Source organism: Streptomyces flavalbus (assembly GCF_042674625.1).
Classification (GTDB): domain Bacteria; phylum Actinomycetota; class Actinomycetes; order Streptomycetales; family Streptomycetaceae; genus Streptomyces; species Streptomyces flavalbus.
In genome coordinates this window covers 1,309,762-1,332,091 of sequence record NZ_JBHTEB010000001.1, presented here as the reverse complement: position 1 = coordinate 1,332,091, position 22,330 = coordinate 1,309,762, and the positions used below count along the sequence as shown (strand labels likewise).

The 22,330-nt window shown below is 71.8% G+C and carries 21 protein-coding genes; 19 read left to right on the top strand and 2 right to left on the bottom strand.

The genetic code is table 11. The annotated features are described in order from the left end of the window. Positions 1-56: 56 nt before the first annotated feature. Positions 57-896, bottom strand: coding sequence for a peptidylprolyl isomerase (locus ACFQZ6_RS05780; RefSeq protein WP_381605276.1), 840 nt, complete (start codon positions 894-896; stop codon positions 57-59). 179 nt (positions 897-1,075) lie between these two features. Here ACFQZ6_RS05780 and ACFQZ6_RS05775 point away from each other — a divergent pair, with 179 nt between their 5' ends. The 5 genes from ACFQZ6_RS05775 (at position 1,076) to rpsD (ending at position 6,161) form a co-directional block, all read left to right on the top strand. After that, on the top strand, positions 1,076-1,786 hold the full coding sequence (locus tag ACFQZ6_RS05775; RefSeq protein ID WP_381605274.1) for an MBL fold metallo-hydrolase: 711 nt from the start codon (positions 1,076-1,078) through the stop codon (positions 1,784-1,786). A gap of 13 nt (positions 1,787-1,799) precedes the next feature. Then, positions 1,800-3,062, top strand: a complete 1,263-nt coding sequence (gene hisS / locus ACFQZ6_RS05770) for a histidine--tRNA ligase (RefSeq protein WP_381605271.1) — start codon at positions 1,800-1,802, stop codon at positions 3,060-3,062. A 126-nt stretch (positions 3,063-3,188) separates the two neighbouring features. After that, positions 3,189-3,842: a vitamin K epoxide reductase family protein gene (locus ACFQZ6_RS05765; protein WP_381605269.1), complete on the top strand. Its 654-nt coding sequence runs from the start codon at positions 3,189-3,191 to the stop codon at positions 3,840-3,842. 44 nt (positions 3,843-3,886) lie between these two features. Beyond that, complete coding sequence (locus ACFQZ6_RS05760) at positions 3,887-5,242, top strand: replication-associated recombination protein A (RefSeq protein ID WP_381605267.1); 1,356 nt, start codon at positions 3,887-3,889, stop codon at positions 5,240-5,242. Positions 5,243-5,546: 304 nt separating this feature from the next. Further along, the gene (rpsD, locus tag ACFQZ6_RS05755) at positions 5,547-6,161 is read left to right on the top strand and encodes a 30S ribosomal protein S4 (protein WP_066996810.1); all 615 of its coding nucleotides are present in this window, start codon (positions 5,547-5,549) and stop codon (positions 6,159-6,161) included. 31 nt (positions 6,162-6,192) lie between these two features. On the opposite strand, the gene ACFQZ6_RS05750 is transcribed toward rpsD, so the two are convergent. After that, on the bottom strand, positions 6,193-8,391 hold the full coding sequence (locus tag ACFQZ6_RS05750) for an ATP-binding protein (RefSeq protein ID WP_381605266.1): 2,199 nt from the start codon (positions 8,389-8,391) through the stop codon (positions 6,193-6,195). 164 nt (positions 8,392-8,555) lie between these two features. On the opposite strand from ACFQZ6_RS05750, the gene ACFQZ6_RS05745 reads away from it, so the two are divergent. From ACFQZ6_RS05745 to nusB, 14 genes are all read left to right on the top strand, one after another. Beyond that, complete coding sequence (locus tag ACFQZ6_RS05745; RefSeq protein ID WP_381605265.1) at positions 8,556-9,041, top strand: DUF948 domain-containing protein; 486 nt, start codon at positions 8,556-8,558, stop codon at positions 9,039-9,041. 9 nt (positions 9,042-9,050) lie between these two features. Next, a complete protein-coding gene (locus ACFQZ6_RS05740) occupies positions 9,051-9,407 on the top strand; it encodes a hypothetical protein (RefSeq protein WP_381605264.1) in 357 nt (118 codons plus the stop codon). Beyond that, on the top strand, positions 9,407-12,079 hold the full coding sequence (gene alaS, locus ACFQZ6_RS05735) for an alanine--tRNA ligase (RefSeq protein ID WP_381605263.1): 2,673 nt from the start codon (positions 9,407-9,409) through the stop codon (positions 12,077-12,079). The genes ACFQZ6_RS05740 and alaS overlap by 1 nt, the downstream gene beginning before the upstream one ends. A 32-nt stretch (positions 12,080-12,111) precedes the next feature. After that, positions 12,112-12,576, top strand: a complete 465-nt coding sequence (gene ruvX, locus ACFQZ6_RS05730) for a Holliday junction resolvase RuvX (protein ID WP_381618097.1) — start codon at positions 12,112-12,114, stop codon at positions 12,574-12,576. A 121-nt stretch (positions 12,577-12,697) separates the two neighbouring features. Next, positions 12,698-14,488: an endolytic transglycosylase MltG gene (gene mltG, locus ACFQZ6_RS05725; RefSeq protein WP_381605262.1), complete on the top strand. Its 1,791-nt coding sequence runs from the start codon at positions 12,698-12,700 to the stop codon at positions 14,486-14,488. 25 nt (positions 14,489-14,513) lie between these two features. Continuing rightward, a complete protein-coding gene (locus tag ACFQZ6_RS05720) occupies positions 14,514-15,353 on the top strand; it encodes a shikimate dehydrogenase (protein ID WP_381605261.1) in 840 nt (279 codons plus the stop codon). 51 nt (positions 15,354-15,404) lie between these two features. Further along, complete coding sequence (locus ACFQZ6_RS05715) at positions 15,405-15,725, top strand: hypothetical protein (protein ID WP_381605260.1); 321 nt, start codon at positions 15,405-15,407, stop codon at positions 15,723-15,725. Positions 15,726-15,888: 163 nt separating this feature from the next. Continuing rightward, positions 15,889-17,073 (top strand): chorismate synthase, encoded by a 1,185-nt coding sequence (gene aroC, locus ACFQZ6_RS05710; RefSeq protein WP_381605259.1) that lies wholly within the window; start codon positions 15,889-15,891, stop codon positions 17,071-17,073. Then, positions 17,070-17,585 (top strand): shikimate kinase, encoded by a 516-nt coding sequence (locus ACFQZ6_RS05705; protein WP_381605258.1) that lies wholly within the window; start codon positions 17,070-17,072, stop codon positions 17,583-17,585. Before aroC ends, ACFQZ6_RS05705 begins: the two co-directional genes overlap by 4 nt. Beyond that, a complete protein-coding gene (aroB, locus tag ACFQZ6_RS05700) occupies positions 17,582-18,673 on the top strand; it encodes a 3-dehydroquinate synthase (protein ID WP_381605257.1) in 1,092 nt (363 codons plus the stop codon). Before ACFQZ6_RS05705 ends, aroB begins: the two co-directional genes overlap by 4 nt. Positions 18,674-18,815: 142 nt before the next feature. Next, on the top strand, positions 18,816-19,913 hold the full coding sequence (locus ACFQZ6_RS05695) for an AAA family ATPase (protein WP_381605256.1): 1,098 nt from the start codon (positions 18,816-18,818) through the stop codon (positions 19,911-19,913). Between the two features lie 176 nt (positions 19,914-20,089). Further along, positions 20,090-21,196: an aminopeptidase P family protein gene (locus ACFQZ6_RS05690; RefSeq protein WP_381605255.1), complete on the top strand. Its 1,107-nt coding sequence runs from the start codon at positions 20,090-20,092 to the stop codon at positions 21,194-21,196. Positions 21,197-21,242: 46 nt separating this feature from the next. Then, the gene (gene efp, locus ACFQZ6_RS05685) at positions 21,243-21,809 is read left to right on the top strand and encodes an elongation factor P (RefSeq protein WP_381605254.1); all 567 of its coding nucleotides are present in this window, start codon (positions 21,243-21,245) and stop codon (positions 21,807-21,809) included. Between the two features lie 2 nt (positions 21,810-21,811). After that, positions 21,812-22,246: a transcription antitermination factor NusB gene (gene nusB / locus ACFQZ6_RS05680; RefSeq protein WP_381605253.1), complete on the top strand. Its 435-nt coding sequence runs from the start codon at positions 21,812-21,814 to the stop codon at positions 22,244-22,246. The last annotated feature ends 84 nt before the right edge of the window (positions 22,247-22,330 follow it).

Genomic DNA, 22,330 nt, shown 5'->3' with positions numbered 1-22,330 from the left:
GCGACCGGCGGGTTGCCTGTCCGCATCCCGCGCGACCGAAATTACGCAGTTGGGGGTCAGGATTCGCTGACCGTGGCCTTGTTGATCACGACCGTCGCGTTCGGTGCCCCGTCGCCCGCGCCGGTGTTCTCACCCGCCTTGGCAATCTTCGTGAGTACCTTCATCCCGGCCTCGGAAACGGTACCGAACGGGGTGTAGTTGGGCGGCAGCGGACTGTCCTCGTAGACGAGGAAGAACTGGCTGCCACCGCTGTTGCGGCCCTGGCCCGAGGAGGCGTCGAACTGGTTGGCCATCGCCACCGTGCCCTTCGGGTAGGTGTCGCCCTTGAGGCTCTTGTCCTTCAGGTTCTCGTCCGGGATGGTGTAGCCCGGCCCGCCGGTGCCGTTGCCCGTGGGGTCGCCGCACTGGAGGACGTAGATGCCGTTCGTGGTGAGCCGGTGGCACGTCGTGTGGTCGAAGTAGCCCTTACCGGCGAGGAAGTTGAACGAGTTCACCGTGTGCGGGGCCGCCGACGCCTTCAGGTCGATGTCTATGTCACCGCAGGTCGTCGCGAGCTTCATCGTGTACTTCGCGGACTTGTCGATGGTCATCGCTGGCTCCTTCTTCCAGCTCATCGACTCCACCTCGCCCTTCGCGGGCTTGTCGCAGGGGTCGGGCGCCTTGCTCGTCGGCTCGGCGCTGGGCGTGACCTCCGCGCCCGCGTTGCTCTTGTCGTCGTCGCCCTTCAGGGTCCCGGTCGTGTACAGCGCGAGGCTGCCCACCAGAACCACGCCGAGCACCGACGCGATCACCGCGTTGCGCGTGCGCGCCTTGCGTCGTGCCTGGGTGCGCCGCTGCTGCTGCCGCAAGAACTTCTCCCGGGCGAGCTGACGCCGCCGCTGTTCCTGGCTGACCACCGGGTCTACTCCTCGTGCGTCTGGTTACGTCGACGGGTTACGCGCCCTGGAGTCAACCGCGCGCGTGTGTGCCCCGTACCGTATATGGGTTCCCTGAGGATGCGGCAGCGCCGGTAGGCTTCTGGCCTCAGGCGCAGCCCATTCACAAGCCACTCGAACCGACACAACGAAGGACGATCGTGCTCATTGCCGGGTTCCCCGCCGGGGCCTGGGGGACGAACTGTTATCTCGTCGCCCCCGCCGCCGGTGAGGAGTGCGTGATCATCGACCCCGGCCACCAGGCCGCCCAGGGCGTCGCGGAGGCGGTCGCCAAGCACCGCCTCAAGCCGGTCGCCGTCGTGCTCACCCACGGCCACATCGACCACGTCGCCTCGGTCGTCCCGGTGTGCGGCGCGCACGACGTGCCCGCCTGGATCCACCCCGCCGACCGCTACATGATGAGCGACCCGGAGAAGGGCATCGGCCGCTCCATCGGGATGCCGCTGATGGGCGAGCTGACCGTCGGGGAACCGGACGACGTCAAGGAGCTGGCCGACGGCGCCACGCTGGAACTGGCCGGTCTCGAACTGTCGGTCGCGCACGCGCCGGGCCATACCAAGGGGTCGGTGACCTTCGGTATGCCCGAGGCGGCGGACATCCCGCCGGTCATGTTCTCGGGCGACCTGCTGTTCGCCGGCTCCATCGGACGCACCGACCTGCCCGGTGGCGACATGGCCGAGATGCTCGACTCGCTGGCCCGCGTGTGCCTGCCGCTCGACGACTCGACCGTGGTGCTGTCCGGACACGGCCCCCAGACGACCATCGGCCGGGAGCGCGCCACCAACCCGTACCTGCGGCAGGTGGCCGACGGCCAGGGAGCCGCCGACCAGGCTCCCCGACGAGGAATGTGACGAGAGAACTCCCGTGAGCACCTTCAAGGCCCCCAAGGGCACGTACGACCTCATCCCGCCGGACAGCGCCAAGTTCCTGGCGGTCCGCGAGGCGATCGCCGCGCCGCTGCGCAACTCCGGCTACGGCTACGTCGAGACGCCCGGCTTCGAGAACGTGGAACTGTTCGCGCGCGGGGTGGGCGAGTCCACCGACATCGTGACCAAGGAGATGTACGCCTTCGAGACCAAGGGCGGCGACCGGCTCGCCCTGCGCCCCGAGGGCACCGCCTCCGTGCTGCGCGCCGCGCTGGAGGCCAACCTGCACAAGGCGGGCAACCTCCCGGTCAAGCTCTGGTACTCCGGCTCCTACTACCGCTACGAGCGCCCCCAGAAGGGCCGCTACCGCCACTTCTCGCAGGTCGGCGCCGAGGCGATCGGCGCGGAGGACCCGGCGCTGGACGCCGAGCTGATCATCCTGGCCGACCAGGCGTACCGCTCGCTGGGCCTCAGGAACTTCCGCATCCTGCTGAACAGCCTGGGCGACAAGGAGTGCCGCCCGGTGTACCGGACCGCCCTCCAGGACTTCCTGCGCGGTCTCGACCTCGACGAGGACACCCTGCGCCGCGCCGAGATCAACCCGCTGCGCGTCCTCGACGACAAGCGCCCCGACGTCCAGAAGCAGCTCACCGACGCCCCGCTGCTGCGCGACTACCTGTGCGACGCCTGCAAGGCGTACCACGAGGAGGTCCGCGAGCTGCTCACGGCGGCGGGCGTGGCCTTCGAGGACGACGCGAAGCTGGTGCGCGGCCTGGACTACTACACCCGCACCACCTTCGAGTTCGTGCACGACGGCCTCGGCTCCCAGTCCGCGGTGGGCGGCGGCGGTCGCTACGACGGCCTGTCCGAGATGATCGGCGGCCCCGCGCTGCCGTCCGTCGGCTGGGCACTCGGCGTCGACCGCACGGTGCTGGCCCTGGAGGCGGAGGGCGTCGCCCTGGAACTCCCCGCCACCACCAGCGTCTTCGCCGTCCCCCTCGGGGAGGAGGCCCGCCGCGTCCTGTTCGGCAAGGTCACCGAGCTGCGCAAGAACGGCATCGCGGCGGACTTCTCCTACGGCGGCAAGGGCCTGAAGGCGGCGATGAAGGCGGCCAACCGCAGCGGCGCCCGCTACACCCTCGTCCTCGGCGAACGCGACCTCGCCGAGGGCGTCGTCCAGCTCAAGGACATGGACTCCGGCGAGCAGACGGCGATCGGCGTCAACGAGATCGTCGCGGAACTGGAGTCCCGGCTCGGCTGACGGCCGGGGGTGGGTGGTCTCGGCCGTATGTCCTTATCCGGATCGAACGGCCCCCACACAGGCGTGTGCGGCACAATGACCCGTGCCGTAAACGGCCCCCCACCCCCTAGCGACGGAATCGGCGTGATGAGCAAGACGACTGTGCAGGGCGTCTCCACCGGAGTCGACCCGCGGGCCGACGACGGGCCGCGCACCGAGGGCGGCAGCCGGGCGCTCGCCCTGCTGCTGGTGATCACCGGCGCCGCGGGGCTGCTCGCCGCCTGGGTCATCACGATCGACAAGTTCAAGATCCTGGAGGCCAAGGTCGCGGGGGAGACGTTCACCCCCGGGTGCAGCCTCAACCCCGTCGTCTCCTGCGGCAGCGTCATGGAGAGCGACCAGGCGTCCGTCTTCGGCTTCCCCAACCCGATGCTGGGCCTGGTCGCCTACGGCATCGTCATCGGCGTCGGCATGGCCCTGCTCGCGCGGGCCCGCTTCCCGCGCTGGTACTGGCTCACCCTCAACGCGGGCACCCTCTTCGGCGTCGTGTTCTGCGCCTGGCTGATGTTCCAGTCGCTGTACCGGATCAACGCCCTGTGCCTGTGGTGCTGCCTCGCCTGGGTCGCCACGATCATCATGTTCTGGTACGTGACCTCGTTCAACGTCCGCAAGGGCTTCCTGCCCGCGCCGGGCTGGCTCAGGGGCTTCTTCGACGAGTTCACCTGGGTCATGCCGGTGCTGCACATCGGGATCATCGGGATGCTGATCCTGACCCGGTGGTGGGACTTCTGGCTGAGCTGACGGCCGGGACCGCGTTGTCAGTGCGGTGATTTAGGGTTCTGAGCGTGGAGCCCGACCTGTTCACCGCCGCAGCCGAAGACCGCCAGGAGAAGGAGCCGTCCAGCAGCCCCCTGGCGGCGCGGATGCGCCCGCGCACCCTCGACGAGGTCGTGGGCCAGCAGCACCTGCTCAAACCCGGCTCACCCCTGCGCCGCCTGGTCGGCGAGGGCGCCTCCGGCCCGGCCGGGCCGTCCTCGGTGATCCTCTGGGGCCCGCCCGGCACCGGCAAGACCACCCTGGCATACGTCGTCTCCAAGGCCACCAACAAGCGGTTCGTGGAGCTGTCCGCGATCACCGCCGGGGTCAAGGAGGTCCGCGCGGTCATCGACGGCGCCCGCCGCGCCACCGGGGGGTACGGCAAGGAGACCGTCCTCTTCCTCGACGAGATCCACCGCTTCAGCAAGGCCCAGCAGGACTCCCTGCTCCCCGCCGTCGAGAACCGCTGGGTCACCCTGATCGCCGCCACCACCGAGAACCCGTACTTCTCGGTGATCTCCCCGCTGCTCTCCCGCTCCCTGCTGCTCACCCTCGAACCCCTCACCGACGACGACATCCGCGCCCTGCTGCGCCGCGCCCTCGCCGACGACCGCGGCCTGAAGGGAGCCGTCACCCTCCCCGAGGACACCGAGGCGCACCTGCTGCGCATCGCCGGGGGAGACGCCCGCCGCGCCCTGACCGCCCTGGAGGCCGCGGCCGGGTCCGCCCTCGACAAGGGCGACACGGAGATCGCGCTGACGACGCTGGAGGAGACGGTCGACCGCGCCGCGGTGAAGTACGACCGCGACGGCGACCAGCACTACGACGTCGCCAGCGCCCTGATCAAGTCCATCCGCGGCTCCGACGTCGACGCAGCCCTGCACTACCTGGCCCGCATGATCGAGGCCGGGGAGGACCCCCGCTTCATCGCCCGCCGCCTGATGATCTCCGCCAGCGAGGACATCGGCCTCGCCGACCCGAACGCCCTGCCCATCGCCGTGGCCGCCGCGCAGGCCGTCGCCATGATCGGCTTCCCCGAGGCCGCCCTCACCCTCAGCCACGCCACCATCGCCCTCGCGCTCGCGCCCAAGTCCAACGCCGCGACCACCGCGATAGGCGCCGCCCTGGACGACGTACGCAAGGGCCTGGCCGGGCCCGTGCCGCCGCACCTGCGGGACGGGCACTACAAGGGCGCCGCCAAGCTGGGGCACGCGCAGGGGTACGTCTACCCGCACGACCTGCCCGAGGGCATCGCCGCCCAGCAGTACGCGCCGGACGCGTTGCGGGACCGCGAGTACTACACCCCGACCCGGCACGGCGCCGAGGCCAGATACGCGGACGCCGTGGAGTGGACCCGCAAGAACCTCGGTCGGAAGCGGCCCTGAGTACCCTGTAGACTGCTCCGAAGTGCTGAGTCCCGCGCTGTCAGAACGGGACAACCAGCCGGAGACCCGGTCCTCAGGGACCGGCTCCAGGAGCGTCGCGCACCGTCGAACGGTGTCGCGGGCAGCCCACCACCATCCCAGCAGGTCAGGGAAGCGGTCGGTGGGCCACTCGCGTGCTGCACGTATGTGCCCAGACCAGGGGAGCGGCTGCCCGACAGGTCCCACGCGGACCCGGCGGGTTTCCCCGGCTGCGGATGCGACCTCCCTCACCACCCTGACGAGCCGAACTAGGAAATGAGAGACAGTGGCGAACCAGTCCCGCCCCAAGGTCAAGAAGTCGCGTGCCCTCGGCATCGCGCTGACCCCGAAGGCCGTCAAGTACTTCGAGGCCCGTCCCTACCCGCCGGGTGAGCACGGTCGTGGCCGCAAGCAGAACTCGGACTACAAGGTCCGTCTGCTGGAGAAGCAGCGTCTGCGCGCGCAGTACGACGTGTCCGAGCGCCAGCTCGTCCGCGCCTACGAGCGTGCCTCCAAGGTTCAGGGCAAGACCGGTGAGGCCCTGATCATCGAGCTGGAGCGCCGCCTCGACGCCCTGGTCCTGCGTTCGGGCATCGCCCGCACGATCTACCAGGCCCGCCAGATGGTCGTCCACGGCCACATCCAGGTCAACGGCCAGAAGGTCGACAAGCCGTCCTTCCGCGTCCGCCCGGACGACGTCGTGCAGGTCCGCGACCGCAGCAAGGACAAGACGCTGTTCCAGATCGCCCGCGAGGGCGGCTTCGCCCCCGACGGCGAGACCCCGCGCTACCTCCAGGTGAACCTCAAGGCCCTGGCGTTCCGCCTGGACCGTGAGCCGAACCGCAAGGAGATCCCGGTGATCTGCGACGAGCAGCTCGTCGTCGAGTACTACGCCCGCTGACCCCAGCCGGCGCGGTCACCCCAGCGGTACCTCAGCCCGCCGTCTCGCCACCCCTCCGGGTGCGCGAGGCGGCGGGTTCGTGCTGTTCCGCCCCCTCCGGCGCACCCCGCGCCACCGCCCCGCGCGGCGCCGGAACCGCCGACAGCGCACGGTCCCCGTCGGCCGGGCCGCCGCGCAGCGCCCGCGCCACCGCCGCCTCCCGGCCGAGCCGCGTCCCCTCCCGCACGCCCCGCGCGTACCGCTCGTCGCCGAGCTGCTCGCGGGCCAGCGCCTCGCAGCGCTCGTGCGGGGCGTTGTAGTAGGCCGAGCCGAACAGCGGCAGCCCCACCGAGGGCCACATCCCGGCCGCCGCGCCCTGGAGCACCGCCGCCTCCGCCGGGTCGCCCTCGGCCACCGTGACCAGGGCCAGCAGCTCCACAGCCAGCACCGAGCCGAGCAGGTCACGGAAGGCGTGCGCGCCCTTCAGCCCCTCCGTCAGCAGCTCGCGGGCGGTGGCCAGCTCACCCTCGCGCCAGGCCGCGTACGCCAGCACGTACAGGGCGTACCCGCGCGCCCAGCGCTCGCCGTGGTCCTCGCAGACCCGGCGGACGTCCTCGCACAGCCGTACCGCGTCCGCGAGGTCGCCCTGGAAGGCCCGGGTCATCGCCAGTTCGACCTGGCCCATCAGGACGTTGCTGTTCAGCTCGCCGATCTCCCGGTAGCGCTCCAGCGCCGACCGCAGCAGCCGCTCCGCGCACGCCATGTCGTCGGTGACCAGCGCCAGACAGCCCCTGCGGTGCTCCGCGTACGCCATCGCGGTCGGGCTCGCGACCCGCTCGGCCGCCTCCCGGCACTCCTCCAGCGCGCCCAGCGCCGTGACCGGGTCGCCCTGGAGGACGGCCACGTAGCCGAGCACCCACAGCGCCTTCAGCCGGGACTGCTCACCGGCCCCGCGAGCCGCGGCCCGCTCCGTCTCCGGCTCCAGACAGCGCACCAGCCAGTGCCGCCCCTCCGCGAGCCGCCCGCAGCCCACCCAGTGGAACCACAGCGAACCGGCGAGGTACTGCCCGAGGTGCGTGCCGTCCGGCTCGCTCAGGCAGTGCTCCAGCGCCTCCCGCAGGTTCGGCAGCTCCGCCTCGACCCGCGCGGCGACCTCGTGCTGCCGGGGCGAGAACCACTCCAGCTCGCACCAGGTCGCCAGGCCCAGGTACCAGTCCCGGTGCCGCCGCCGCAGCCGCTCGGCGTCCCCGGTCGCCGTGAGCCACTCGGCGCCGTAGGCCCGGACGGTGTCGAGCATCCGGTAGCGCACCCCGGCCGGGGTCTCCTCGCGGGCCAGTACCGACTGGTCGAGCAGCCGCGCCAGGACGTCGAGGACGTCGTCGGAGGGCAGGCCGTCGCCGCTGCACACGTACTCGGCGGCCTCCAGGTCGAACGTTCCGGCAAACACCGACAGGCGCGCCCACAGCAGCCGCTCGGGCGGGGTGCACAGCTCGTGGCTCCAGCCGATCGCCGTGCGCAGCGTGCGGTGCCGGGGCAGGCCGTCGCACGGGCCGCCGTCCAGGAGCCGGAACCGGTCCCCGAGCCGGTCCAGGAGACGGCGCGGGGCCAGCGCCCGCAGCCGCCCCGCCGCCAGCTCCACGGCCAGCGGGATGCCGTCGAGGCGTCGGCACAGCTCCCGTACGTCCGGGTCGTCGGCGAGCGGCACGCCCTGCCGCTCGGTCCGCTCCCGCAGCAGCCGTACGGCGTCGTCCTCACCCAGCGGGGCCAGCGGGAACAGCAGCTCGCCCGGCACGCCCAGCGGTCTGCGGCCCACGGCGAGCACCCGCAGCCCGGGCGCGCGGCGCAGCAGCTCCCCGACGAGCTGGGCGCAGGCGTCCACCAGGTGCTCGAACCCGTCGAGGAGGAGCAGGAGTTCACGTTCGGCGAGATGGTCGCAGAGGGCGTCGAGCGGCGGCCTGGCGGTGTGGTCCGTCAGCGCCAGCGCCTCCACGACCGCGTGTTCGACGAACTCCGGGTCCCGCAGCGGGGCCAGTTCCGCGCGCCAGACGCCGTCGCGCGGGGTGCGTCCGGCGCCCGCGCGCGCCGCGAGCCGTGACTTGCCGACCCCGCCGGGGCCGGTGACGGTCACCAGCCGCGAGGCGTCGAGCGCGCGGGCCAGTCCGGCGAGTTCGGCCGTCCGGCCCACGAACGCGTCGAGTTCGAGGGGGAGATTGCCGGGTACAGGGTCCTCGGTGCGCTGATGGTCCCGCATGGAACACGGAGCGTACTGAATCGTATTCAGTCCGTACAATCGGCGCACAAGACCCAACCCCGCGCGCCCCCCTAATCCGGTGCGAGCCCGTGGTCCTGGCGCGATAGGCTCGGTGCACGACTTTTCCAAGCTCAGATTTCCGATGCTCAGGGAGCGGGTGCGCAGTGTCCGGTGGAGAGGTGGCCGGGATCCTGGTGGCCGTCTTCTGGGCGATCCTGGTGTCCTTCCTCGCCGTGGCCCTGGCGAGGCTGGCCCAGACGCTCAGGGCGACCACCAAGCTCGTGGCGGACGTGACCGACCAGGCCGTCCCGCTGCTGGCCGACGCCTCCGCGGCGGTGCGCTCCGCGCAGACCCAGATCGACCGGGTCGACTCGATCGCCTCGGACGTCCAGGAGGTCACGTCGAACGCGTCGGCGCTGTCGACCACCGTCGCCTCCACCTTCGGCGGCCCCCTGGTCAAGGTCGCGGCGTTCGGCTACGGCGTACGCCGGGCCCTGGGCGGCGCACGCCGGGAGGACGCGCCGGAGCGAGCGCCCCAGCACACGGTCATCGTGGGCCGCACCGTCCCGGCCGCGCGGTGGAGCAGGCGCAACGGCCGCGAAAACCGCGAAAACCGCGAAAAGCGCGGCAACCGGGGAAAGAAGGACTGAGAGCCAGCGATGTTCCGCCGTACCTTCTGGTTCACCACCGGCGTCGCCGCCGGGGTCTGGGCCACCACCAAGGTCAACCGCAAGCTGCGCCAGCTGACCCCCGAGAGCCTCGCCGCGACCGCGGCGAACAAGGCACTGGAGGCCGGTCACCGGCTGAAGGACCGCGCGGTCGGCTTCGCGCTCGACGTCCGCGACAACATGGCCGAGCGGGAGGCCGAACTCGGCGAGGCGCTCGGCCTGAACGCGCCCGTCGACCCCGAACTCCCCGCCGCCCGGCGCTACACCGCCATCGAGAACAGCAACAAGACGAAGACGTACGTCATCGACCGGACGACGTACTCGTACAACCGGAATGAGGACCACTGATGGAGTCGGCTGAGATCCGCCGCCGCTGGCTGAGCTTCTTCGAGGAGCGCGGGCACACCGTCGTCCCTTCGGCGTCGCTCATCGCGGACGACCCGACTCTGCTCCTCGTGCCCGCCGGGATGGTGCCGTTCAAGCCCTACTTCCTGGGCGAGGTCAAGCCGCCGTTCGACCGCGCCACCAGCGTGCAGAAGTGCGTGCGCACCCCCGACATCGAAGAGGTCGGCAAGACCACCCGGCACGGCACGTTCTTCCAGATGTGCGGCAACTTCTCCTTCGGCGACTACTTCAAGGAAGGCGCCATCAAGCTCGCCTGGGAGCTGCTCACCAGCCCCCAGGACAAGGGCGGTTACGGCCTGGAGCCGGAGAAGCTCTGGATCACCGTCTACAAGGACGACGACGAGGCCGAGCGCATCTGGCACGAGGTCGTCGGCGTGCCCAAGGAGCGCATCCAGCGCCTGGGCATGAAGGACAACTACTGGTCCATGGGCGTGCCCGGCCCGTGCGGCCCCTGCTCCGAGATCAACTACGACCGCGGCCCCGAGTTCGGCGCCGAGGGCGGCCCCGCCGTCAACGACGAGCGGTACGTGGAGATCTGGAACCTCGTCTTCATGCAGTACGAGCGCGGCGAGGGCACCGGCAAGGACAACTTCGAGATCCTCGGGGAACTGCCGAGCAAGAACATCGACACCGGACTCGGTCTCGAACGGCTCGCCATGATCCTCCAGGGCGTGCGGAACATGTACGAGATCGACACCTCGATGGCCGTGATCGACAAGGCCACCGAGCTGACCGGCGTCCGCTACGGCGACGCCCACGCCTCGGACGTCTCCCTGCGCGTCGTCACCGACCACATGCGCACCGCCACCATGCTCATCGGCGACGGCGTCACCCCCGGCAACGAGGGCCGCGGCTACGTGCTGCGCCGGATCATGCGCCGCGCCATCCGCAACATGCGCCTGCTCGGTGCCACCGGCCCGGTCGTCAAGGACCTCATCGACGTCGTGATCGGCATGATGGGCCAGCAGTACCCCGAGCTGATCACCGACCGCGAGCGGATCGAGAAGGTCGCCCTCGCCGAGGAGAACGCCTTCCTGAAGACGCTGAAGGCGGGCACCAACATCCTCGACACCGCCGTCAGCGAGACCAAGGCCGCCGGTGCCACGGTGCTCCCCGGCGACAAGGCGTTCCTGCTCCACGACACCTGGGGCTTCCCGATCGACCTCACCCTGGAGATGGCCGCCGAGCAGGGCCTGTCCGTGGACGAGGACGGCTTCCGGCGCCTGATGAAGGAGCAGCGGGAGCGCGCCAAGGCCGACGCCCAGGCCAAGAAGACCGGCCACGCCGACCTGGGCGCCTACCGGGAGATCGCCGACGCCGCTGGTGCCACCGAGTTCATCGGCTACACCGACACCGAGGGCGAGTCCACGATCGTCGGCATCCTCGTCGACGGGCTGTCCTCCCCGGCCGCCACCGAGGGCGACGAGGTCGAGATCGTCCTCGACCGCACCCCGTTCTACGCCGAGGGCGGCGGCCAGATCGGTGACACCGGCCGGATCAAGGTGGACTCCGGCGCCGTGATCGAGGTCCGCGACTGCCAGAAGCCGGTGCCCGGCGTGTACGTCCACAAGGGCGTCGTCCAGGTCGGCGAGGTCACCGTCGGCGCCAAGGCGCACGCCGCCATCGACGACCGGCGGCGCAAGGCCATCGCCCGCGCCCACTCCGCCACCCACCTCACCCACCAGGCCCTGCGCGACGCCCTCGGCCCGACGGCCGCCCAGGCCGGTTCCGAGAACCAGCCCGGCCGGTTCCGCTTCGACTTCGGCTCCCCGTCCGCCGTACCGCAGACGGTCATGCTGGACGTCGAGCAGAAGATCAACGAGGTGCTCGCCCGCGACCTCGACGTCCGCGCCGACGTCATGGGCATCGACGAGGCCAAGCGGCAGGGCGCCATCGCGGAGTTCGGTGAGAAGTACGGCGAGCGGGTGCGCGTCGTCACCATCGGGGACTTCTCCAAGGAGCTGTGCGGCGGCACCCACGTGCACAACACCGCCCAGCTCGGCCTGGTGAAGCTGCTGGGCGAGTCGTCCATCGGCTCGGGTGTGCGCCGTATCGAGGCCCTCGTCGGTGTGGACGCCTACAACTTCCTGGCCCGTGAGCACACGGTGGTCAACCAGCTCACCGAGCTGCTCAAGGGCCGCTCGGAGGAACTGCCGGAGAAGGTCTCCGCCATGCTCGGCAGGCTGAAGGACGCCGAGAAGGAGATCGAGAAGTTCCGCGCCGAGAAGGTGCTCCAGGCCGCCGCCGGACTCGCGGAGTCCGCCAAGGACGTGCGCGGCGTCGCCCTGGTCACCGGCCAGGTCCCGGACGGCACCACCGCCGACGACCTGCGCAAGCTGGTCCTCGACGTGCGCGGGCGCATCCAGGGCGGCCGGGCCGCCGTGGTCGCCCTGTTCACCGTGGTGAACGGCAAGCCGCTGACGGTCATCGCCACCAACGACGCCGCCCGCGAGCGCGGCCTCAAGGCCGGTGACCTGGTGCGTACGGCCGCCAAGACGCTCGGCGGCGGCGGTGGCGGCAAGCCGGACGTCGCCCAGGGCGGCGGCCAGAACCCGGCCGCCATCGGTGACGCCGTCGACGCGGTCGAGCGCCTCGTGGGCGAGACGGCCAAGTGAGCGACGGACCGGCGGATGGCGCGGGCCACGGGATGCGCCGTGGCCGACGCCTCGCCATCGACGTCGGGGACGCCCGGATCGGGGTCGCCTCCTGTGACCCCGACGGAATCCTCGCCACCCCTGTGGAGACGGTCCCCGGCCGGGACGTCCCGGCCGCACACCGCCGCCTGCGGCAGCTCGTCGAGGAGTACGAACCGATTGAGGTCGTGGTCGGACTCCCCCGCTCCCTCAAGGGGGGCGAGGGCCCGGCCGCGGCCAAGGTCCGGGTCTTTGCGAAGGAGCTGGCCAAGGGCATCGCGCCGATCCCGGTGCGACTGGTCGACGAGCGGATGACCACGGTCACGGCCAGCCAGGGGCTGCGCGCCTCCGGCGTGAAGTCCAAGAAGGGACGTTCCGTCATCGACCAGGCCGCTGCTGTGATCATCCTCCAGCAGGCACTGGAATCCGAACGGGTGTCAGGGAAGCCGCCGGGCGAGGGCGTCGAAGTGGTCATCTGATCGCGATACGGTAACGTTCCGCGCGATGCGGCTGCATTCGAACAGCTACCGCACAGGAGAGGCGGAACGGACACCGGACCCGGACGCCGCGTGACCGCCGCCTCGCGGCTCTAGGGGATCGATGACTGAGTATGGCCGGGGCCAGGGCTCCGAACCGTGGGATCCGCAGGACCCGTTGTACGGGGACGGCGGATGGGATGGACAGCAGGCCCAGCAGGGCCAGCAGTCCTCCTACGGCGGCCAGCCGCAGCAGCCCCAGCAGCCGCAGTACGGCGAGTGGGGCCAGGGAGCGCAGGACCCGTACGCCCAGCCGCAGCAGCAGTACCCCCAGCAGTACGACCAGCAGCAGTACACCGCGCAGCAGTACGACCAGCAGCAGGGATACGACCAGCAGCAGTACGACCAGTACTACGGCGGCCAGGACCAGCAGCAGTACGGGCAGCAGCAGGGCTACGGCCAAGGGCAGGGGCAAGGACAGGGCCAAGGACAGGGCCAGGGTTACGGCCAGCAGCAGTACGACACCGGCGGCTGGGCCAACGGCTCGGCCCCCCAGGCGGCCTACCCGGGCGACCCCGCCGACCCGTACGCCCAGCAGACCGGCACCTACGGCGGTGAGCAGCCCGACTTCTACAACACGCCGGACGCCTACCCGCCGCCGGAGCCGCCGAGCCGTCGGCGCGCCGAGCCGGAGCCCAGGACCGACTGGGACCCGGGCCCCGACCAGGGCGAGCACGCCTTCTTCGCGGGCGACGACGAGGACGACGACCGCGCTGACGACCGCGACGAGTCCGGCGGCCGGGGCGGGCGCGGGGACCGGCGCGGGCGCGGCGGCAAGGACAAGAAGAGCCGCAGCGGGTGCGCCTGTCTGGTGGTCGCGCTGGTGTTCGGCGGCGGGCTGGCCGGGGTCGCCTACTTTGGCTACCAGTTCTACCAGGATCGTTTCGGCGCGGCCCCGGACTACGCGGGCGACGGCACCAGCGAAGAGGTGGCCGTCGAGATCCCCAAGGGCGCGACCGGCTACGAGATCGGCCGTCGGCTGAAGGCGGCGGGCGTCGTCAAGAGCGTGGACGCCTTCGTCGCCGCGCAGTCGAAGGACCCGCAGGGCGACTCCATCCAGGCGGGCTCCTACCTGCTGCGCAAGGAGATGTCCGCGGCGAGCGCCGTCGACATGATGCTCGACCCCAAGAGCCAGAACAACCTGGTCATCCCCGAGGGCACCCGCAACGTCGTGATCTACGAGAAGATCGACGAGCGCCTGGAACTGTCCAAGGGCACCACGGCCAAGGTCGCCAAGGAGGAGTACAAGAGCCTCGGCCTGCCCGAGTGGGCACTGAACCACCCCGACGTGAAGGATCCGCTGGAAGGATTCCTCTACCCGTCCAGCTACGCCGCCAGCAAGGGTCAGAAGCCGGAGGCCATCCTGAAGGAGATGGTCGGCCGCGCCAACGACAAGTACGAGGAACTGGGCCTGGCGAAGAAGGCGGAGGGCCTGGGCCTCGACGGCCCCTGGGAGCTGCTCACCGTGGCCAGCCTGGCGCAGGCCGAGGGCACCAGCCACGACGACTTCCGCAAGATGGCCGAGGTCGTCTACAACCGCCTCGACCCGGGCAACCCCGAGACGTACGGCTCCCTGGAGTTCGACTCCACGTACAACTACATCAAGAACCAGAGCGAGATCGACCTGACGATCGCGGAGCTCAAGCAGTTCAAGAACCCGTACAACACGTACTACGTCAAGGGACTCCCGCCCGGCCCCATCGACAACCCGGGGGAGGAGGCGCTCAAGGGCGCGCTCAACCCGACGGACGGCGGCTGGTACTACTTCATCTCGCTGGACGGCAAGACCAGCAAGTTCACCAAGACGCTCGCCGAGCACGAGAAGCTCGTCGAGCAGTTCAACGCGTCGCGGTAGACGACTGACGCTCAAGGACGGACCAATGACACCTCGGGCCACCGACGCCCACCGGGCCGCCGTGCTCGGTTCGCCCATCGCCCACTCGCTCTCCCCGGTGCTGCACCGCGCCGCGTACGAGCACCTGGGGCTCACGGGCTGGTCGTACGACCGGTTCGAGGTCGACGAGGCCGCCCTTCCCGCCTTCCTCGCGGGACTCGGCGCGGAGTGGGCCGGGCTGTCGCTGACCATGCCGCTGAAGCGGGCGGTGATCCCGCTGCTCGACGAGGTCAGCGACACGGCGGCCTCCGTCGAGGCGGTCAACACGGTGGTGTTCACCGGGGACGGCCGCCGCGTCGGCGACAACACCGACATCCCCGGCATGGTCGCGGCCCTGCGCGAGCACGGCATCGAACAGGTCGGCTCCGCCGCCGTCCTCGGCGCGGGCGCCACCGCCTCCTCCGCGCTCGCCGCGCTGGCCCGGATCTGCGCGGGACCGGTCACGGTCTACGTCCGCAGTGCCGCCCGCGCCGCGGAGATGCGGCAGTGGGGCGAACGGCTCGACGTCGAGGTCCGCACCGCCGACTGGTCCGACGCCGCCGCGGCCCTGCGCGCCCCGCTGGTGATCGCCACCACCCCGGCCGGTACGACCGACGCGCTCGCCACCGCCGTACCGGAGATGCCCGCCACCCTCTTCGACGTGCTCTACGACCCCTGGCCCACCGCGCTGGCGGCCCGCTGGTCGGCGTACGGCGGTGCCGTCGTGAGCGGGCTCGACCTGCTGGTGCACCAGGCCGTGCTCCAGGTCGAGCAGATGACGGGGCACGCCCCGGCTCCCGTGGACGTCATGCGGAAAGCGGGCGAACACGCGCTCGAAGAACGCTAGGATCCGCTCGACTCACGCAGGGGGCGTGGGCCTGGAGGGGAAGCGTTTCTCATGTCCGTGGACACACAGCTCGCGTCCGCCAAGACCGCGATCTTCGACGCCGTGGTCGGATTCCTGCCCGACTGGGCGCAGATCGGTGTGCTGGCGCTCATCCTGCTCGTCGTCGTGGTGAGCTGGGGCGTCAGCCTGAAGGGCTGGATCAGTCGGCGCCGGGCGGCGCGCCACGCGCCGGTGGCGCCGCGGCAGCCGCAGGGCAGGGGCGCCGACTACCTGGGCCCCTACGCCCCGCGGCAGCAGCGGAGCGACCAGGGCAGCGGCGCCGACTACCTCGGCGCCTACGCGCCGCGGCAGCGGCCCGACGGGACCGGCTGACCGTACGGGCCGTCCGCCTGGTGGACCGGCGGCCGGGACACCGGCCCGGACGTGGGAGGATCGGAGGTGGCGGGCCAGGGCCGCGCACCCCGGTCGCGCCACGGCGTACGCGAGGACACGCGTACGTGAGGCAGTACCAGGGCGCGAGCACTGAGGAGCACCGTTGAGCAGGTTGCGCTGGCTGACCGCGGGGGAGTCCCACGGTCCCGCACTCGTCGCGACGCTGGAGGGCCTTCCCGCTGGCGTGCCGATCACCACGGAGATGGTGGCGGACCACCTGGCGAGGCGGCGGCTCGGCTATGGACGCGGTGCCCGGATGAAGTTCGAGCGGGACGAGGTCACCTTCATCGGCGGCGTCCGGCACGGACTGACCCTCGGCTCGCCCGTCGCGGTCATGGTCGGCAACACCGAGTGGCCCAAGTGGGAGCAGGTCATGGCGGCCGACCCCGTGGACCCGGCCGAACTGGCCGAGCTGGCCCGCAACGCCCCGCTGACCCGCCCCCGCCCCGGCCACGCCGACCTCGCGGGGATGCAGAAGTACGGCTTCGACGAGGCCCGCCCGATCCTGGAGCGGGCCTCCGCGCGGGAGACCGCGGCCCGGGTGGCGCTGGGCGCGGTCGCGCGGTCGTACCTGAAGGAGACCGCCGGGATCGAGATCGTCTCGCACGTCGTCGAGCTGGCCGCCGCGAAGGCCCCCTACGGCGTCTACCCGACCCCCGCCGACGTGGAGAGGCTCGACGCCGACCCGGTGCGCTGCCTGGACGCCGACGCGTCGAAGGCGATGGTCGCGGAGATCGACCAGGCCCACAAGGACGGCGACACCCTCGGCGGCGTCGTCGAGGTGCTGGCCTACGGCGTCCCGGTCGGCCTCGGCTCGCACGTGCACTGGGACCGGCGCCTCGACGCGCGGCTCGCGGCGGCGCTGATGGGCATCCAGGCGATCAAGGGCGTCGAGGTCGGCGACGGCTTCGACCTCGCCCGCGTGCCCGGCTCCCAGGCGCACGACGAGATCGTCACCACCGACGAGGGCATCCGCCGCGCCACCGGCCGCTCCGGCGGCACCGAGGGCGGCCTGACCACCGGCGAGCTGCTGCGCGTGCGGGCGGCGATGAAGCCCATCGCGACCGTCCCGCGCGCCCTGAAGACCGTGGACGTCGTCACCGGCGAGCCCGCCGCCGCCCACCACCAGCGCTCCGACGTGTGCGCGGTGCCCGCGGCCGGGATCGTCGCCGAGGCGATGGTGGCGCTGGTGCTGGCCGACGCGGTCGCGGAGAAGTTCGGCGGCGACAGCGTCACCGAGACCCGCCGCAACGTCCGCGGCTACCTCGACAACCTGGCGATCCGGTGACCGGGCCGCTGCTCGTCCTCGTCGGCCCGATGGGCGTCGGCAAGTCCACCGTCGGGCACCTGCTCGCGGAGCACCTCGGCACCGGCTACCGGGACACCGACGACGACATCGTCACCGCCGAGGGCCGCACGATCGCGGAGATCTTCGTCGACGAGGGCGAGGAAGCCTTCCGGGCGCTGGAGAAGCGGGCGGTGCGCACCGCCCTCACCGAGCACGACGGCGTCCTCGCGCTCGGCGGCGGCGCGGTCCTGGACGCCGACACGCGCGCGCTGCTCGCCGGGCAGCGCGTCGTCTACCTCTCCATGGACGTCGAGGAGGCGGTCAGGCGGACCGGACTCGGCGTCGCCCGCCCGCTGCTCGCGGTCAACCCGCGCAAGCAGTGGCGCGAGCTGATGGAGGCCAGACGGCACCTGTACGAGGAGGTCGCCGCCGCGGTCGTCCCCACGGACGGCCGTACGCCCGAAGAGGTCACCCAAGAGGTCCTGAACGCCCTGGAGTTGAAGGAAGCATGAGCGAGGCAGTCACCCGCATCCAGGTCGGCGGCACCGCGGGCAGCGACCCGTACGAGGTCCTGGTGGGCCGCCAGCTCCTCGGTGAACTCGGCGGGCTGATCGGGGACAAGGCCAAGCGGGTCGCCGTCATCCACCCCGAGGCGCTCGCCGAGACCGGCGAGGCGCTCCGCGCCGACCTCGCGGAGCAGGGCTTCGAGGCGGTCGCCATCCAGGTGCCCAACGCCGAGGAGGCCAAGACCGCCGAGGTCGCCGCCTACTGCTGGAAGGCGCTCGGCCAGTCCGGGTTCACCCGCAGCGACGTCGTCGTGGGCGTCGGCGGCGGCGCCACCACCGACCTCGCCGGGTTCGTGGCCGCGACCTGGCTGCGCGGGGTGCGCTGGATCGCCGTCCCGACGACCGTGCTGGCCATGGTGGACGCCGCGGTCGGCGGCAAGACCGGCATCAACACCGCCGAGGGCAAGAACCTGGTGGGCTCCTTCCACCCGCCCGCGGGCGTCCTGTGCGACCTCGCCGCGCTGGACTCGCTGCCGGTCAACGACTACGTCTCCGGGCTCGCGGAGATCATCAAGGCCGGGTTCATCGCGGACCCGGCGATCCTGGAGCTGATCGAGGCCGATCCCGAGGCCGCCCGCACCCCGGCGGGGCCGCACACCGCCGAGCTGATCGAGCGCTCCATCCGGGTCAAGGCCGAGGTGGTCTCGTCCGACCTGAAGGAGTCGGGCCTGCGGGAGATCCTCAACTACGGCCACACGCTCGCCCACGCCATCGAGAAGAACGAGCGGTACAAGTGGCGGCACGGCGCCGCGGTCTCCGTGGGGATGCACTTCGCCGCCGAACTCGGCCGTCTCGCGGGCCGGTTGGACGACGCGACCGCCGACCGGCACCGCGCGGTGCTTGAGTCGGTCGGGCTGCCGCTGACCTACCGCTACGACCAGTGGCCCAAGCTGCTGGAGACCATGAAGGTCGACAAGAAGTCCCGCGGCGACCTGCTGCGCTTCATCGTCCTGGACGGACTGGCCAAGCCGACCGTCCTGGAGGGCCCGGACCCGGCCGTGTTGCTGGCCGCGTACGGGGAAGTCGCGGAGTAGGCCCGTCCGGGTCGGGCACTTCGGGTGCTCCCCGGCCGTTCACCAAAGGACGACCGGGGAAGGTACCGTTCGGTAGCAGGCGGAGCCGTGTACGGCCCCGCCGCCAGCGCCAGTTGACTTGCACGAGACGGAGTGGGACGGGATGCAGCACGCAGTGGGGTCCGAGCTGCCGCCGCCCCACCGGCCGGGACCGGGACCGGCTTCCGGCTGGCCACCGCCACCGACCGCCGCGCACCAGGGGCCCGCGCATCCTGGCACGGGACCGGATGCCCAGCATCCCGGCTACGGCGGCGCACCCGCCGGTCCCGTCCCCCCGGTGCCGCCCGCGCCGCGTCCGCAAGGCACTCCGGTTCCGCCCGGCCCGTCCGGGGGGCACCCGGGCGCGCACCCCCCGGTGCCGCCCGCGCCGCGGCCGCCGAGCCCTCCGGTTCCGCCGAGGGGTCCGTCCGGGGGGCATCACGGAGCCCACCCGTCCGTGCCGCCCGCGCCGCATCCCCCGGGTCCGGCCGGGCCGCCGCCCGGCGCGCACCCGCCCGTGCCGCCCCACCCGGCGTCCCAGCAGGCCCCCGTCCAGCCTCCGCTGCCGCCCACGTCGGACACCACCGGCCATGTGCCGCTCCCGCCCGGCGGCCCCGTCGGCGTGCCGAGTCCGCCGCCCGCCATGGCGGTCCCCGACGCGGCCACCACCACCCTCGCGGTGCTGCTCATCGGCCCCGCGGGCGCGGGCAAGACCAGCGTGGCCAAGTTCTGGGCGGACCACCGCCGGGTCCCCACCGCCCACATCAGCCTGGACGACGTCCGCGAATGGGTGCGCTCGGGCTTCGCCGACCCCCAGTCCGGGTGGAACGAACACTCCGAGGCGCAGTACCGCCTGGCCCGCCGCACCTGCGGCTTCGCCGCGCGCAACTTCCTCGCCAACGGCATCTCCTGCATCCTCGACGACGCCGTCTTCCCCGACCGCCCCGTGGTCGGCCTCGGCGGCTGGAAGCGGCACGTGGGCCCCGGGCTGCTGCCGGTGGTGCTGCTGCCCGGCCTCGACATCGTCCTGGAGCGCAACGCCGAACGCTCCGGCAACCGCCGCCTCAGCGACGAGGAGGTGGCCCGCATCCACGGCCGGATGGCGGGCTGGTACGGCTCCGGGCTGCCGATCATCGACAACTCCCAGCTCGACGTGGAGCAGACCGCGCAGGTCCTGGACGACGTCCTCGCCCGTTCGATCGCCAGCCCACCGCAGTGGTAGCGCCGTAGACCGGGACCAGCCGTGCGCCCTCGACGGTCGGCCGCCCCACCCCACCGCAGTGGTAGCGCCGTACACCGGGAGCTAGCCGTGCGCCCTCGACGGTCGGCCGCCCCACCCACCCCCCACTCGGCCGTCCCCGACCGGCGCCGGGGCCGCCCAGCTCTTACGCTCGGGTCATGTCAGAGGTGTACGCGGCGCGCCGGACGCGGCTGAGGGACCGGTGCAACGCGGGCGGCAGCGCGGCGGCGCTGGTGTCCCGGCCCGCCAACGTGCGGTATCTCGCGGGCGCGGCGCCCCACGGCGCCGTCCTGCTGCTGGGCAAGCGCGAGGACCTGCTGGTCTGCGCCGGTCCGCCGGAGGACCGCCCCACCGACGGACGGCGCGACGAGACGCTCGGCGTGCAGGTCCTGCCCGGCCCCGGCGGCGATCCGGCCGTCGCCGCGGCCGACCTCGCCACCGCGCAGGGCGCCGACTCGCTCGCCGTGGAGGAGCACCACCTCACCGTCGCCCGGCACCGCGCCATCGGCTCGGTCGCCCCGCGGCTGCGGCTCGCCGACCTGGCCGGTGCGGTCGAGCAGCTCAGGGTGGTCAAGGACGAGGAGGAGATCTCCTGCCTGCGGATCGGCGCGGAGATCGCCGACCAGGCCCTCGGGGAACTGCTGGAGTCCATCCTGGTGGGCCGCACCGAACGGCACCTCGCCCTGGAGCTGGAGCGGCGCCTGGTCGACCACGGCGCCGACGGCCCCGCGTTCCCCACCTCCGTCGCCACCGGCCCGCACGCCGGACGCCGGGGCCACCGGCCCACCGACCGGCGGGTGGAGGAGGGCGACTTCCTCTCCGTCTGCCTGGGCGCCACCTACCGCGGCTACCGCTGCGAGATCGGCCGGACCTTCGTCATCGGCACCAGCCCCGCGGACTGGCAGATCGAGCTGTACGACCTGGTCTTCGCCGCCCAGCGGGCCGGGCGCGAGGCGCTCGCGCCGGGCGCCGCCTTCCGGGACGTGGACCGCGCGGCGCGTCAGGTACTGGACTCCGCGGGGCACGGCGAACGGCTCCCACCACTGACCGGGCACGGTGTCGGGCTCGAAATCGACGAGGACCCTCAGTTGGCTCCCTCGGCCATGGGTAAACTGGACGCTTGCGTGCCGGTCACCGTCGAACCGGGGGTCCACCTCCCGGGCCGGGGCGGTGTCCGGATCGATGACACGCTCGTCGTGCGCCCCGAGGCGGACGGCGGACCCGAGCTACTCACCATCACGACCAAGGAGCTGCTCGCGCTGTAGCGCGTGTCTTCTGGTCGTCCACGTCAGTCCAGGAGATTCCGCAACCGTGGCTTCCACGAACGACCTCAAGAACGGCCTGGTGCTCAAGCTCGAAGGCGGCCAGCTCTGGTCCGTCGTCGAGTTCCAGCACGTCAAGCCCGGCAAGGGCCCCGCCTTCGTGCGCACCAAGCTCAAGAACGTGCTCTCGGGCAAGGTGGTCGACAAGACCTTCAACGCCGGCGTCAAGGTCGAGACGGCCACTGTCGACAAGCGCGACATGCAGTTCTCCTACATGGACGGCGACTACTTCGTCTTCATGGACATGGAGACCTACGACCAGCTCATGGTCGACCGCAAGGTCGTCGGCGACGCCGCGAACTTCCTGGTCGAGGGCTTCACCGCCACCGTCGCGCAGCACGAGGGCGAGGTGCTCTTCGTCGAGCTGCCCGCCGCCGTCGAGCTGACCATCCAGGAGACCGAGCCGGGCGTGCAGGGCGACCGCTCCACCGGCGGCACCAAGCCCGCCACCCTGGAGACCGGCCACCAGATCCAGGTCCCGCTCTTCATCACCACCGGTGAGAAGATCAAGGTCGACACCCGTACGAGCGACTACCTCGGCCGGGTGAACAGCTAACCGTGGCTGCCCGCAACACGGCCCGCAAGCGCGCCTTCCAGATCCTCTTCGAGGGCGACCAGCGCGGCGCCGACGTCCTGACGGTCCTCGCGGACTGGGTCCGGCTCTCCCGGACCGACCCGCGGCAGCCGCCGGTCAGCGAGTACACGATGGAGCTGGTCGAGGGCTACGCGCAGCACGCGACCCGGATCGACGAGCTGCTCGCCCAGTACGCCGTCGGCTGGACGCTGGACCGGATGCCGGTGGTGGACCGCAACATCCTGCGGCTCGGCGCGTACGAGCTGATCTGGGTCGACGAGACCCCGGACGCGGTCGTGCTGGACGAGATGGTGCAGCTCGCGAAGGAGTTCTCCACGGACGAGTCGCCGTCGTTCGTCAACGGCCTGCTCGGCCGTCTGAAGGAGCTGAAGCCGTCGCTCCGGCGTGCCGAGGACTGAGCGGCCCGCGGCCACCGTGCCGCGGCGACGGAGAAGGGGCCACAGCAGCGCGCTGTGGCCCCTTCGGCGTTCCCGGGTACCGCC